Below are 12,932 nucleotides of genomic sequence, written 5' to 3' on the forward strand. Positions count from 1 at the left end.
CAGGTGCCGGTATGCTGCTGCGGTGACCGCAGACCACCTTCGTGACGTCGTCATGACCGGGGCGATCTTCGCTTTAGCGACCGCGGTCTGGTTCGGCTGGGCCTTGGAACACCCGCCACGATCCTGGCGACCGTGGCTCTTCGCCGGGGTGGGCCTCGGCTACGCGTTGCTTGCCGTCGGCATCGTCTTGGCCGTGCGGCACTGGCACGACGGCACGGTCTTCGACGCCGCCACGGGCAAGCGGACCGGCGTCGTCGTCGGTGTCGAGTTCGCGGCCTGCGGCATAGGCGCGGCAGTGCTCGCCATCCGGCGTCGCCGTGAACTGATCCCCGTCTGGATCGCGTTCGTGGTCGGTGTGCACTTCTTTCCGCTCGCCGCGATCATCGGCTATCCCCTGATCTACGCCGTCGGCGCGACGACCACCGCCGTGGCGCTGGCCGCGGTCCCGGTGGCCCGTCGGCGTACGCTGCCCGTCAGCGCCCTCAACGGGGCGGGCATGGGACTGGCGCTGCTACTCGGGTCCACGGTGGCGCTGACCACCGCACTGCTCTGGTGACCCGTCGACCTGCCGCGCGGTAGGCAGGCGGCCCGCCGTCGGGCACGGGAATCGCCTTGCCCGTCGGAGTTCCGCGGTGAAGACTCGCCACTCATGGTGATCATGGGCATGGACGCGGAGATGCCAGCCGGCGCAGTTGTCGTCGTCATCGATGTCATTCGTGCCTTCACGACGGCCGCGGTCGCCTTCGAACGAGGCGTCACTGAGATCGCCTGTGCCCGGTCTGTCGAGGTCGGCCGGACTCTGCGGCAGCGGTATCCGGATCGACTGCTGGTCGGCGAGACCGAGGGGATCAAACCCGCGGACTTCGACATCGGGAACTCGCCGATGGAGTTGTCGACGGCACAGCTGGACGGTCGCGCCCTGATCCAGGCGACGACGAACGGCACGCTCGGGCTTGCCCGGTGCCCTGATCCGGCGGCGCTGCTCGCGATGTCGGCACGTAACGTCGGCGCCACAGCTCGATGGATCGCGAGCAATCACGCGGATGCGCCACGGGTCATCCTCTGCACCGGGCGGACCGCCGAGGACTGGGCTTGCGCGAGGTACCTGGGCGGGCTCTTGGACGGGTCGGAGCCCGACCGGGCCGATTTGGTCGCGGGCATCCTGGACGGCGCCGCCGAGCACGCCCGCGCCTACGCGCGGCGACCCGGGGCCGAGCGGGTCGATCTGTCCGACGACCTCCGCTACTGCTGCGATGTAGACCGGTCCGCATTCGCCATGGTCGGCGACGTCCGCGAGGACCAAGTCGTGCTCACGCCGGTGCCCTGCTGAACCGCCGCGCCAGCCGGGTCGGCGTCAGCCGGGTGGGCCCGGTCCGGCTGGCCGGGTCGGCGATCGGCCCGGACGGGCAGCAGCACCCGGCCGGGCCAGACCGTCAGTCGACCACCGTCGCGCTGAACCGGGACTCGGCTGCGTCGAACTCGATCACGCGTACGCGCAACGTCGCGCCGACCGCGGCTCGACTGCCGCGGACGAGCCCGCGCAGGCCGGAAGCGGTTTCCACGAGCAGTCCGAAGGGCTTGCTGGACAAGACGACGACAGTTGTCTCGTCACCAGGACTCAGGAGGGTCTCCATGCGGCTCACCCCCTCTCAGGACCTCAGGGTGAGTCGGACAGCGGGGCGACCGCCGCCCTGTCTCTTCCTGTCGCGGGGGACGTTCGCGCCGGGCTCTGCCCAGACGTCACAAGGCGTGATGGTAGCAAGCCTCGGCGTTGACGGGCAGGGTCGTCGCGGCCGAGGCGGACAAGATCAGTCGGTCAGCGCGGGGTGCGCCCGCATCCCGCGACGTGCGCTTCGGGGCAGGTTGAGGTGCGGCAACGCCAGCCCGGCCATCACGACCAAGACGCCGGTCGTCGCAGCGGACCCAGGCAGCCGGCCGTCCATGACGGCGGAGACGGCGAGCGTGGCGAGCGGCAGCACGCCGACGAGGACGCCCGCGCGCTCGACGCCCAGCTGCTGGATGCCCAGGAACCAGGCGATGAAGGCGACCACCGTCACCACGACGGCCAGGTACGCCAACCCGGCGGCTTCGGCGACGGTGGGCAGCCGCACGGCGGCGGCTTCGCCGGTGACGATCGCACCGACGGCGAGCAGCGGGACGGCGAGCAGGCAGGCGTACGCGGAGACGCGTACCGCGCCGAGTCCGGGCAGCAGGGGAGCGGCGAGCACGGAGAATCCCGCTTCGCAGGCGAGCGCCCCCAGTGCGGCCGCCAAGCCGGTGGCGTCGGTCTGGCCGAATCCTTCGACCAGGGCGGTCCCCGCGACGACCACAGTGGACGCGATGACCAGCCGGGCGGCCGGTCGCCGTCGGGCCATCAGGGGTCCGAGCAACGCCAGGATCAGCGGGGCTGCGCCGATCGCGGTGCCGATGACGGCCGGTTCGGCGTGCCGCAGCCCGGTGAGCACACACGCGTTGAACGCGGCCAGCCCGACCGCGCCGAGCGCGATCAGCAGGATCAGGTCGCGCCGGGTGGGTCGCGTACGCACGGGTGCGGGGAAGAAGCGGGCGACGCCGAACAGGAGGACGGCGGCGACGGCGTACCGCAGTGCCTGTCCGGTCAGCATCGGGTAGGCGGTGATCAGCCGGCTCACCGCTACCGAGCTGCCGACGATGATCATGCCGAGGATGCACAACGCGTACGCCGCGCGGCTGGAAATGTTCATGATCTCGACCGTAGAGTGCAAGTGGTACTGGAATCAGGTCCAATCGAGCGGCAAATAGGGGGACCACTTGGAGGCGCTGCTGTCGTTCGACCGGACCGGGCGCGGCGTCGCCGGCCGGCTGACCGAGGCGCTGCGTACGGCGATCGAGCAGGAACGGCTGATCCCGGGTGCCCGGCTGCCGTCCAGCCGAGAGCTGGCCGCCGAACTCGGTCTGTCCCGGGGCGTCGTGGTGGAGGCGTACGAGCAGCTGATCGCGGAGGGCTGGCTGACCGGCCGGCGCGGGTCCGGCACGACTGTGGCGACCGCGGCCCACCCGCACGGCGCCGCCACGCGGGATCCGTTCGCCCCGCTGGGACTGCGACCGCTGCGGCCCGGTGTTCCCGACCTCGGCCTGTTCCCCCGAAGCACCTGGCGGCGTGCGTACGAGCAGGTGATCACGAACATGCCCGACGCGGACCTGGACTATGGCGATCCGGCCGGACCGGCGTCCGTGCGCGAGCAGCTCGCGGCCTATCTGCGCCGGGTCCGCGCGGCCCGACTGCCCGCGACGGACCTGATGCTGACGGCCGGCGCGGCGCAAGCGTTCTCGCTGCTCGCCCGCGCGTTGCGCGGCGCGGGCCACCGAGTGGTGGCGCTGGAGGATCCGGGCAGCAAGGGCGTTCGCGAGCAGCTGGAGTATTCGCTGACCGTGCTGCCGGTGCCGGTCGACGAGGAAGGCCTCGACGTCGACGCCCTCGCCCGAACCACCGCGCGCGCCGTCGTGGTCACGCCCGCGCACCAGTTCCCGACCGGCGTCGTCCTGTCACCCGCGCGCCGCGCGGCGTTGATCGCCTGGGCGCGCCGGCGCGGCGGCGTCATCATCGAGGACGATTACGACGCTGAATTCCGCTACGACCGCGACCCCGTCGGCTGTCTCCAGGGCGTCGCGCCCGACGTCACCATCTACATCGGATCCGCGAGCAAGGCGCTGGCTCCGGCTCTGCGCCTCGGCTGGCTGTCCGCGCCGCCCACGCATTTAGCGGCGGTACGCACCCAGCGGCAGGCGGTCGACCTCGGTGGTCCGGCGCTGGAACAGCACGCGTTCGCCACCCTGTTGGGCAGTGGCGGTTACGACCGCCACCTGCGACGAGCCCGCCGCGCCTACCGTACGCGGCGCGACGCTGTGATGGCGGCACTGGCTGCTTATCTGCCCGGCCTGCGGGTGCACGGCGTGGCCGCCGGGCTGCACCTGGTCCTCGAACTGCCTGCAGGAACTGAGGACGTAGCCGTCGCCGCCGCCGCGAACCGCGCCGGGCTGGGTCCCGTCGCGCTGTCGGCGTGCCGGCTCGACGACGGCCCGCCCGGCCTCGTCCTCGGCTACGCCGCCCACACGCCCGACGAGCTGACCGCGGCCATCGCCACCCTGGCGACGATCATCGCCGAGGCTCGCGCTTAGCGGTTCCTCATGCGTCGGAGTGCGTGAAGCCCAGTTCGCTGTCGTGCGAGCCGTCTTGGGCGTACCAGGCCGCCGGCTCGTCCTTGAGCGCTGTCTCGACGCGCAGGCGTTCCCACGCCGGCATGTCGGGCAGGGCGTGCGGCGGGAACCAGCCGACTTCCAGGGATTCGTCGTCGTTCACGCGGGCCTCGCCACTGACGGCCAGGCAGCGGAACCAGATGTTGAGGTACTGGCATCGGTCGCCGTTCGGGTACGTGACCGGATGCAGGGCCGCGCCCACGAGGCGCTCGACGACGACATGGACGCCCGTCTCCTCCTCGATCTCGCGGACGATGGCGTCGGCCGGCTGCTCCCCGGGGTCGATGGCGCCGGCGATCAGCGACCACAGGCCGGTGTCGCTGCGCCGGCCCAGAAGGATGTGCCCGGCGTCGTTGACGACGACGGCGCTGACGCCCGGCAGCATGAGCAGCTCAGGGCCGACGAGACTGCGCAGTCCGGCGACGTAGGGAGACATCGGCATCGCGGCAGTCTAACGGCGATCGGCTGGGAACGGGAGGGGCGGATCAGCACGGACCGTAACGGTCCTGCACGGCAGCATACGGTTATTGCAAGATGCGGCATAGATCTTGCATCTGATTGACTGCCGCTGTAGTTTTCCAGTCATCGATACAACGGGGCCCGATCGATGCCCCGTGGCACGCGTGTCATCACGGCTTACGGGGAGAGCAGCATGGGGTTGGATCCTGAGCCGGCGGCCGCCACGCGACCCGCGGGTGCGGCATCCTCGCGGCCGGTGGTCTACCTGCCGCTCGACGCGCTGACCGGTCCGGTCTGCCCCCGATTCGGCGGCGTCGACGAATCCCACGCCCGCCTGCTCGCCGAATCCATCGATGCGCTGCCGCCGATCGTCGTGCAGGCGCGTACCCATCGGATCATCGACGGCATGCATCGGCTGCGGGCCGTCGTCCTCGCCGGACAGTTCGAGATCGCGGCGGTGCTCTCCGATGAGGACGACGATCAGGCATACCTGAGCGCCGTCGCCGCCAACATCTCACACGGGCTGCCGTTGAGCCTGGCCGACCGGCGCGCGGCGGCCGCCCGGGTCGTGGCCAGGTACCCCGAATGGTCTGATCGCCGCGTCGCCAAAGCCGTCGGGTTGTCCGGCAAGACCGTCGGGGCGCTGCGGCGTACGGCGGCGGGGGCGGAAGCCGCGGTCCGGATCGGCAGTGACGGGCGCGTACGCCCGATCGACTCGGCCCGTGGCCGCGAGGTCGCCCGGGAACTCCTCAGCCGCCGCCCCGAGGCGTCGTTGCGCGAGGTCGCCAGCGCGGCCGGCATCTCACCGGCGACCGTCCGCGACGTCCGCGATCGCATGAACCGTGGCGAACTCGCCGACGACGTCCGGCCGGTGCCCGACAACGTACGCGCGATCAAACCGCGTACGCCCGACGAGGTCGACTGTGGCCGGCTGTTGCGGAACCTGTCTCACGATCCGTCGCTGCGCTACACCGAAGTCGGGCGTACGCTGCTGCGCCGGCTGCTCAACCAGCCCGCGACCGTGACCGTGGTCGAGGAGCTGCCGCCGCACTGCCTGCCGATCGTCGCCCGGCTGACCCGCGAGTACGCCTCCCGCTGGGCCGACTTCGCCGAGCAGGCCGAACGCCGGGCCCGGGTCGAGGCGGCCTGACGCCTGCCGAACCGACCGAAGCCGTCCCTCATCGCCGGAGGAAGTCCTTGTCCGACAACGCATCCGCCTGGTGGCGCAATGCCGTCATCTACCAGGTGTACCCGCGCAGCTTCGCCGACGCCGACGGCGACGGGGTCGGCGATCTGAACGGCTTCCGGTCGCGGCTGCCGTACCTGCGCGATCTCGGGGTCGACGCCGTCTGGTTCAGCCCGTGGTACCGGTCGCCGATGGCCGACGGCGGCTACGACGTGGCCGACCACTGCGACATCGACCCCACCCTGGGTACGCTCGCCGACGCCGAGGCGCTGATCCAGGAGGCGCACGCGGTCGGCATCAAGGTGATCATCGACGTCGTGCCCAACCACGCGTCGACCGACCATCCGTGGTTCCGGACGGCGCTCGCGGCCGGGCCGGGCGCGCCTGAGCGGGACCTGTTCTACTTCCGCCCAGGCCTGGGCGAGCACGGCGAGATCGCCCCGAACACCTGGGTGTCGCCGTTCGCCGGCACGACCTGGACCCGGGTGCCGGACGGCGAGTGGTACCTGCACCTGTTCGACGCTTCGCAGCCGGACTTCAACTGGCGTCATCCGCAGGTGATCGAGTACTTCGACGACGTACTCCGGTTCTGGTTCGACCGTGGGGTCGACGGCATCCGCATCGACTCGGCGCCGCTGGTCGACAAGGATCCGAACCTTCCCGAGGTGGCGGCCGTCGAGGAGCATCCGTACTCCGATCGCGACGACGCGCACATCGTGTACCGCCGCTGGCGGCGGGTCGCCGAGGAGTACGGCGGCGACCGGGCGCTCATCGGCGAGGTGTGGCTTTACGACCCGGTGCGTTTCGCCAACTACCTGCGCCCCGACGAGATGCACGGCGCGTTCAACTTCGAGTTCCTGTGCAGCGAGTGGGGTGCCGCGCGGCTGCGTAAGGTGATCGACGAGACCCTGGCCGCCCATGCGGAGGTCGGCGCAGCGGCGAGCTGGGTGCTCAACAATCACGACGTGACCCGCGTGGTCAGCCGGTTCGGCCGCGCGGACACCGCGTTCAGCGTCGCCACCCGCCGTCACGACACTCCGGTCGATGTCGAGCTGGGCGCTCGCCGGGCCCGGGCGGCCATCATGCTCGCCTTGGCGCTGCCCGGTTCGGTCTACCTGTACCAGGGCGAGGAACTGGGCCTCACCGAGGTCGAGGACATCCCCTTCGAATTGCGTACGGACCCGATGTTCCACCGGTCCAACCAGGTCGACCCCGGCCGGGACGGCTGCCGCGTACCGCTGCCGTGGTCGGGCGACGCGCCGCCGTTCGGCTTCAGCGCCGCCGATGCGGCCCCGCCGTGGCTGCCGCAGCCGGCCGCGTGGAAGGCGTACTCGGTGCAGGCGCAGACCGGGGACCCGGAGTCCATGCTGGAGTTCTACCGGCGCATGCTACGGCTGCGCTCGGCCTCGCCGAGCCTCGGCGACGGGCCGATGAGCTGGCTGCCGGCTGCGCCTGATGTCCTGGCCTTCGCCCGTGGCGACGATGACTTCGCCTGTGTCGTCAACCTGGGTGGCGAGCCGGTGGAACTGCCGCCGCACCGCGAGGTGATCCTGGCCAGCGCGCCGTTGGCGGGTGAGCGGTTGCCGTCCGACACCACCGTCTGGCTCCGAACCTGACCATGCCCGTCCGGCAGCGGACGGTGCGGCGACGCGCGGTGCCGGACGCGTCAGGTGGGCACGACGGTCGCGATCCGGGCGACCTGATCGATCAGCGTGGCCTGCTGGAGGCTGCCGTCACGCCAGGGCGGCGGCGTCGAGCCTGCGGTGACGGCGGCGGCGAAGGCGGCCAGGACATTGGCGAACTGGTCGTCAGGAGGCAGCGTGACGGTTCGCGTGCCGTCGGCGGTTTCCAGGTGGACGACAGGAGCCAGGTCAGGCGGTGGCGTGAACGCCCGGTCGAGCCACAGCCGGCCGGTGCTGCCCCGGAACTCGTAGCGCGACACGTAGGAGTGCTCCATGCCGAAGGTCAGCTGCGCAGCCATGCCGAGGTCGTTGCCGAGCAGGATGGAGCCACCGGTCACCACGGTCGTCCGCGTGCTCGTGCGCATGACGGCACCCCGGACGGTGAGCGGTCCGGGCAGGAAGTGGGCCGCGGCGCGGATCGGGTAGCCGCCGATGTCCAGCAGCGCTCCGCCGCCGGTACGCGGATCGTTGCGGATGTCGCCGGCGGGCCTCGGTGGGATCGTGAAGGCGCCGCAGAACTCGCGCACGTCACCGATCGCGCCCTGGGCCAGCAGGTCGCGTACGTGTGTGTGCTGGGAGTGATGGAGGAACATGTAGTTCTCCAGCAGCACCAGGCGCTGTTCCTCGGCCAGGGCGAACAGCGCTGCGGCGTCCGCGCGCGACGTGGTGAGCGGCTTCTCGGCGAGCACGTGCTTTCCCGCCCGCAGCGCCTTGTCCACCCATTCCCGATGCAGCAAGGGCGGCAGTGGAAGGTAGACGGCGTCGACGTCGTCCCGGGCGAGCAGCGCGTCGTAGCCCGCCACCGGTCGGCCGCCGAACAGGGCGCAGAAACGCTCGGCCTTGGCCGCGTCGCGGCTTGCGATCGCGGCGATCTCGATGCCCGCGACGGTCGCGGCGGCCGGCAGCGTGCGCCGTTCGGCGATGTCGGCGCAGCCGAGCACGCCGAGGCGGATGGCGCGGCCCATCAGCGGGTCCCGAAGGACTTCGAGCGATCGCGGGGAGCCGGTTCGGACAGTCCGACCATGCAGCTGATCAGGCACCGGGCGTAGACGTTGACCAGGTTGCCGAAGCGGACGAACCGGCTCAGCTGCTCGATCGTCAGCCAGCAGTAGTCGTCGGGCACGTCGAGGTCGAAGTCCTCGCCGACGTCGACCACCAGATAGCGGTTCTCGGCGTGGTAGAACCGGCCGCCTTCCTCGGAGTGCACGACGTCGACCAGGACATCGCCGTCGCCGAGCAGCACGTCGAGGAACACCGGCCGGCGAGAGCGGGACCCTCGGGCGTAGTTGGCCGGGTTGCACGCCACCGACGGTCCGATCTCGACGATGTCGCGGGTTCCCGCCTCGGTGCGCGCGTGGGCCAGCACGTGGAACACCCCGTCGATGCTGCGCCCGAGGAAGCCGACCAGTCCCCGGTCGATGGGCGCCAGCATCGGCTGCGACCAAGCTGTCACCTCGCGGCTGGCGGCCGTGACGTCGACCGCCATCACCGAGAAGAAGCGGCCCTCGTCATGGACCAGCCGGCCGTCGGACCAGTGCCAGTGCGGGACTTCGGCGAGCGGGATCAGCTCCTGGTACAGCCGGTAGCGAGTCTTGGCCTCGCACAGCCAGCTGAGGACGTGCTGGAACCGATGCACCGCCGGACCAGCGAAGCGGCTGCGCAACGAGATCGGGCCGGGCAGGGCGTAGGGGAGCCCGGACAGCACCGTACGCGAGTCCATGTTCACCAGGTTGGGCACCTTCAGCAGCTCGATCACGAGGTCGACACTGAGCCAGCAGAAGCCGTCGCGGACCGGGACCTCGCCGTCGATCTCGATGATGATGTTGCGGTTGCGCTTCTGGTAGAACCACGATCCCTGTTCCGACTGCAGGGCGTCGAAGACGGTACGCCCCGAGCGCGGCGCGACGAAGTAGTCCAGATACGGCACGGTGGCACCGCCGTGGACTCGGGTGTAGTTGCTCCGCGTCGCCTGCACGGTGGGGGAGAGCTGGACGACGTTGATGTTCCCGGGCTCCATCTTGGCCTGCATGAGGCAGTAGACGGTCCGGTCGACGACCTTGACCAGCAGGCCGAGGATGCCGATCTCGTCCTGCACGATGATCGGCTGCCGCCAGGCCGGCGTGTCCCGGTGATCGGTCTCGACGTGCAGGCCCTGGATCGAGAAGAACTTGCCGCTGTCGTGAACGATGTTGCCCGTGCCGGTCTCGGCCCGCCAGGCCGCCGCGTCCTCGACCGGGATCTGCTCGGTCCGGTACGCCTCGCGGTCGTGTTGTTCGGCGAACCAGGCGTAGAACTCGGCGAGGTCGTCGAACATGGCCCGGGTCACGGTTCCGGGCTCAGCAGTGCTCGAATCCGGCCTCGGTCCGGTTTGCCGCTCGGCAGCTTCGGCAGCGTCTCGAGCACGTGATAGCTGCGGGGAGCCATGTACCGGGGCAACACCTGGGCGCAGTGCGCTTCGAGACGGCGTACGAGGTCGGCGCCGAGGCCGTCCAGAACCGTGACGGCACAGGCCAACTGGAGACCGCCGACTCCGTCCGGCACGGCCTCCACGAACGCCTGCCCCACCCCGGGATGGCTCTCCAAGCCCCGCTTGACCTCGTTGAGGTTGATTCGGTTGCCACGGATCTTCACCTCGTCGTCGCGCCGGCCGTCGTAGTGGATCGCGCCGTCCGCGCTCCGGCTGCCGAGGTCGCCGCTGCGATAGTGCAGCTCGCCGTGCGCCTCGACGAACGCCCGCCGCTCCTCGTCGGGCCGCTCGTGATAGCCGGCCATCAGCTGGTCGCCCGCGATGATCAGCTCGCCCGGCCCGTCCGGTGTGCTGACGCCGTCGGTGTCCAGGAAGCAGATGTGGCAGCCGGGCAGTTCGGGCCCGATGGCGTACGCCCGCGTCCGGCCCGGCTCGCGGTCGGTGATCCGCTGCGCCGTCACGATGACGGTGGTCTCGGTCGGGCCGTAGCCGTTGAACACGGTCAGGTTCGGGGCCGCCGCCAGCCACGTCTGCACCGAGCCGGGATGGACGATCTCGGCGCCGGTGAGCACCATCCGCAGGGCGCTCAGGTCTCTAGCGGCCAGCTCGCCGCGCTGGGCGAGCAGCGTCAGGGTCGACCCGATCGCGGTCAGGTGCGTGATTCGCTGGCTCTCGATGATGTCCACGACCAGCGACGGGGCCATCACCGCGGGACCGAGGGTCAACCGCGCCCCCACCGCCAGCGGCACGATCAGGTCCACGATGGAGCCGTCGAAGTGCAGCGGCAGCGTGTTGAGACAGCGCGAATCCGCGGCGAAACCGAGCGACGGCACGACCCCGGCGACGAACGCGTCCAAGGCGCGATGCGGGATGCGTACGCCCTTCGGCCGCCCGGTGCTGCCCGAGGTGTAGATCATGTAGGCGATGCCCTCGGGATCGTCCGGCATCTCAGGGGCGGTCTCGCCGCGTCCCCGGGCGACGAGATCCTCGACGGCCAGCACCGATACCGGTACGCCCGCCCGAAGGGCGTCGGCGCGCGCGGCGGTGCACAGGATGGCCGGGGCCGTGCAGTCGTCGAGCAGCCCGACGCGATGGGCCGGCGGGGCGGTCGGATCCAGCGGCACATAGGCGGCGCCGGCGCGCATGATGCCGATGAGTCCGACGATGGAGGCGGCCGTCTTCTCGGCGTGCAGGGCCACGAAGTCGCCGGGGCGTACGCCCGCCGCCGCCAAGCCCGCCGCCGCGGCCGTGCTGTCCCGATGCAGCTCGGCGTAGGTCAGGGTGGCATCGGGTCCGATCAGCGCGACCTGGTCCGCCCGCTGGTCGGCGGACGCGGCCAGGGAACGCAGGAACGCACTCATGCGGGCATCCGGCCCCGGACGAGCCCGGCCAGTCCGGGCAGGCTCTCCAGCGCCGCCAGGTCGGCCGGGTCCTTGCCGAACTCGACGCCGAAGTCCTTCTCCAGGCGTACCGAGAGCTCGACCGTGTCCAGCGAGTCGAGGTTGAGCGCCCGCAACGCGTTGTCGTCGTCGGCCAGGTCGGGTGCGACGTCGCGGCCCTTGATGTCGCAGAGGATCCGGATCAGCGTGCTGGTGATCTGGTCGGTGGTCGGTGTGGCCATGCCGGCGGCTCCTGGTCGCAGTGGGAATCGGGTCGCGGTGGGAATCGGGTCGCGGTGGGAACTGTGTCGCGGTCGGAACTGTGTCGCGGTGGGGGAACGGAAGGGCAGGGTCAACGCGTCGAGAAGGCGATCCGGAGGCCGGGCACGAGCCGGAACGTGCGGCCCTGGGGCACCGGCCGATCGGGTGCGGTCACGGTGAGGTCGCTCAACCGCCGGCCCAGCGAGGTCAGCAGGGTCTCCAGCTCGGCCTGAGCGAGCCCGCTGCCGAGGCAGTGATGGCGGCTGTAGCCGAAGGTGAGCGGCAGCGGTCCGGGTCGGCCCGGCTGCCAGCGGTCCGGGTCGGCGTACGCGTCAGGGTCCCGGTTGGCGCTGGCGATGCAGGCCTGCACCGGCGCGCCGCGGGGGATCGTGGTTCCGGCGATGGTGATGTCCTCGGTGGCGTACCGCAGGGTCACGTGCAGGGGCGGCTCGTGCCGCAACGTCTCGACGACGGTGGCGGTGACCTGTGATGGGGTGGCGTGCGGGCCGGGCAGGGTGCCGGGTGTCGTGCCGACCCGGGCCAGGAGGTTGACGATCGACGCGCCGGTGGTCTTCGTGGCCGCCGCCATCAGCAGCATCGAGTTGCTGATGATCTCGGCGGGGCCGAGGTCGCTCTCGTCGCGCAGCAGGGTGAGCAGGCCGCTGCCCGCTCCGGCCGCCGCGACGTGCCGTTCCAGGTACGCCCGCAGCTCGTCGCGGTGCGACATGACGTGCGACAGCGAGACCGGTGCGTGGTCCACGTAGTCGATCAGCGGATCCATGAGCCGATGGAGCAGGCCGGTGTCGGCCGCCGGGAGCCCGAGGACTCCGCAGATGACCCGCATCGGCAGTTCGCGGGCGAGCGTGGCCGGGATCAGCTCGGGATCGTCCGCGAACACCTCGTCGAGCAGTTGCTCCACTATCGGGGTGACCATCTGTTCCACGTGGGCCCGGATCGCCGGCGGCCGGAACGAGCCGGCCAGCGCGGACCGCAGCCGGTCGTGCTCAGCCCCCTCAGTGTCGAGAAGGGACACTCCGAAGGTCGGCCGGCTGCGCCGGAACGGGTGGTATGTGTTGAACCCGGGCGACCCCAGCACGGTCCGCACGTTGGCGTAGCCGAACACGAAGTACACGCTCAGCTGGGGCGACCAGTGCACCGGCGAGTTGCGCCGGTACCAGTCGTACACCGGCCACGGCTCGGTCTGGAACGTGTGGTCGTCGAAGTCCAGCGGCGGCGACCCGTCCCCCATGGTGGTCATCGAT

Annotated in this window: 13 protein-coding genes; 5 read left to right on the forward strand and 8 right to left on the reverse strand. The window is 70.9% G+C overall.

Going from position 1 to position 12,932, the window contains the following annotated elements; translation table 11 throughout:
• Positions 1-22: 22 nt before the first annotated feature.
• Both AB0M47_RS02325 and AB0M47_RS02330 read left to right on the forward strand, forming a co-directional pair.
• Positions 23-556 (forward strand): hypothetical protein, encoded by a 534-nt coding sequence (locus AB0M47_RS02325; RefSeq protein WP_363407014.1) that lies wholly within the window; start codon positions 23-25, stop codon positions 554-556.
• 108 nt (positions 557-664) lie between these two features.
• Complete coding sequence (locus AB0M47_RS02330; RefSeq protein WP_363407017.1) at positions 665-1,330, forward strand: 2-phosphosulfolactate phosphatase; 666 nt, start codon at positions 665-667, stop codon at positions 1,328-1,330.
• 103 nt (positions 1,331-1,433) lie between these two features.
• On the opposite strand, the gene AB0M47_RS02335 is transcribed toward AB0M47_RS02330, so the two are convergent.
• Complete coding sequence (locus tag AB0M47_RS02335) at positions 1,434-1,634, reverse strand: hypothetical protein (protein ID WP_363407020.1); 201 nt, start codon at positions 1,632-1,634, stop codon at positions 1,434-1,436.
• A gap of 174 nt (positions 1,635-1,808) precedes the next feature.
• A complete protein-coding gene (locus AB0M47_RS02340; RefSeq protein WP_363407023.1) occupies positions 1,809-2,723 on the reverse strand; it encodes a DMT family transporter in 915 nt (304 codons plus the stop codon).
• Positions 2,724-2,790: 67 nt separating this feature from the next.
• Here AB0M47_RS02340 and AB0M47_RS02345 point away from each other — a divergent pair, with 67 nt between their 5' ends.
• Positions 2,791-4,158 carry a PLP-dependent aminotransferase family protein gene (locus tag AB0M47_RS02345; RefSeq protein ID WP_363407026.1) on the forward strand — a complete coding sequence of 456 codons (1,368 nt, stop codon included), beginning with the start codon at positions 2,791-2,793 and terminating at the stop codon, positions 4,156-4,158.
• Between the two features lie 7 nt (positions 4,159-4,165).
• Here the strand turns inward: AB0M47_RS02345 and AB0M47_RS02350 are convergent, their stop codons facing one another.
• On the reverse strand, positions 4,166-4,678 hold the full coding sequence (locus tag AB0M47_RS02350) for an NUDIX domain-containing protein (RefSeq protein WP_363407029.1): 513 nt from the start codon (positions 4,676-4,678) through the stop codon (positions 4,166-4,168).
• Positions 4,679-4,888: 210 nt separating this feature from the next.
• On the opposite strand from AB0M47_RS02350, the gene AB0M47_RS02355 reads away from it, so the two are divergent.
• Positions 4,889-5,845 (forward strand): ParB/RepB/Spo0J family partition protein, encoded by a 957-nt coding sequence (locus tag AB0M47_RS02355; RefSeq protein WP_363407032.1) that lies wholly within the window; start codon positions 4,889-4,891, stop codon positions 5,843-5,845.
• 47 nt (positions 5,846-5,892) lie between these two features.
• The gene (locus AB0M47_RS02360) at positions 5,893-7,497 is read left to right on the forward strand and encodes a glycoside hydrolase family 13 protein (protein ID WP_363407035.1); all 1,605 of its coding nucleotides are present in this window, start codon (positions 5,893-5,895) and stop codon (positions 7,495-7,497) included.
• 50 nt (positions 7,498-7,547) lie between these two features.
• Here the strand turns inward: AB0M47_RS02360 and AB0M47_RS02365 are convergent, their stop codons facing one another.
• From AB0M47_RS02365 to AB0M47_RS02385, 5 genes are all read right to left on the reverse strand, one after another.
• Positions 7,548-8,528 carry a Gfo/Idh/MocA family oxidoreductase gene (locus tag AB0M47_RS02365; protein ID WP_363407038.1) on the reverse strand — a complete coding sequence of 327 codons (981 nt, stop codon included), beginning with the start codon at positions 8,526-8,528 and terminating at the stop codon, positions 7,548-7,550.
• Positions 8,528-9,889, reverse strand: coding sequence for an NDP-hexose 2,3-dehydratase family protein (locus tag AB0M47_RS02370; protein WP_363407041.1), 1,362 nt, complete (start codon positions 9,887-9,889; stop codon positions 8,528-8,530). The genes AB0M47_RS02365 and AB0M47_RS02370 overlap by 1 nt, the downstream gene beginning before the upstream one ends.
• Positions 9,886-11,391: an amino acid adenylation domain-containing protein gene (locus AB0M47_RS02375; protein ID WP_363407044.1), complete on the reverse strand. Its 1,506-nt coding sequence runs from the start codon at positions 11,389-11,391 to the stop codon at positions 9,886-9,888. The genes AB0M47_RS02370 and AB0M47_RS02375 overlap by 4 nt, the downstream gene beginning before the upstream one ends.
• The gene (locus AB0M47_RS02380; RefSeq protein ID WP_253763368.1) at positions 11,388-11,651 is read right to left on the reverse strand and encodes an acyl carrier protein; all 264 of its coding nucleotides are present in this window, start codon (positions 11,649-11,651) and stop codon (positions 11,388-11,390) included. The genes AB0M47_RS02375 and AB0M47_RS02380 overlap by 4 nt, the downstream gene beginning before the upstream one ends.
• A gap of 110 nt (positions 11,652-11,761) precedes the next feature.
• Entirely contained in the window at positions 11,762-12,928 is a 1,167-nt protein-coding gene (locus AB0M47_RS02385; protein WP_363407048.1) for a cytochrome P450, read from the reverse strand.
• Positions 12,929-12,932: the final 4 nt, after the last annotated feature.

The organism is Hamadaea sp. NPDC051192, assembly GCF_040682475.1.
GTDB classification, from domain to species: Bacteria; Actinomycetota; Actinomycetes; order Mycobacteriales; family Micromonosporaceae; genus Hamadaea; species Hamadaea flava.

Excerpts from the sequence above, each read along its gene's own strand:
- AB0M47_RS02330 (WP_363407017.1), top strand. The coding sequence starts at position 665 with ATGGACGCGGAGATGCCAGCCGGCGCAGTTGTCGTCGTCATCGATGTC.
- AB0M47_RS02335 (WP_363407020.1), bottom strand. The coding sequence starts at position 1,634 with ATGGAGACCCTCCTGAGTCCTGGTGACGAGACAACTGTCGTCGTCTTG.
- AB0M47_RS02340 (WP_363407023.1), bottom strand. The coding sequence starts at position 2,723 with ATGAACATTTCCAGCCGCGCGGCGTACGCGTTGTGCATCCTCGGCATG.
- AB0M47_RS02350 (WP_363407029.1), bottom strand. The coding sequence starts at position 4,678 with ATGCCGATGTCTCCCTACGTCGCCGGACTGCGCAGTCTCGTCGGCCCT.
- AB0M47_RS02355 (WP_363407032.1), top strand. The coding sequence starts at position 4,889 with ATGGGGTTGGATCCTGAGCCGGCGGCCGCCACGCGACCCGCGGGTGCG.
- AB0M47_RS02365 (WP_363407038.1), bottom strand. The coding sequence starts at position 8,528 with ATGGGCCGCGCCATCCGCCTCGGCGTGCTCGGCTGCGCCGACATCGCC.
- AB0M47_RS02375 (WP_363407044.1), bottom strand. The coding sequence starts at position 11,391 with ATGAGTGCGTTCCTGCGTTCCCTGGCCGCGTCCGCCGACCAGCGGGCG.
- AB0M47_RS02380 (WP_253763368.1), bottom strand. The coding sequence starts at position 11,651 with ATGGCCACACCGACCACCGACCAGATCACCAGCACGCTGATCCGGATC.
- AB0M47_RS02385 (WP_363407048.1), bottom strand. The coding sequence starts at position 12,928 with ATGACCACCATGGGGGACGGGTCGCCGCCGCTGGACTTCGACGACCAC.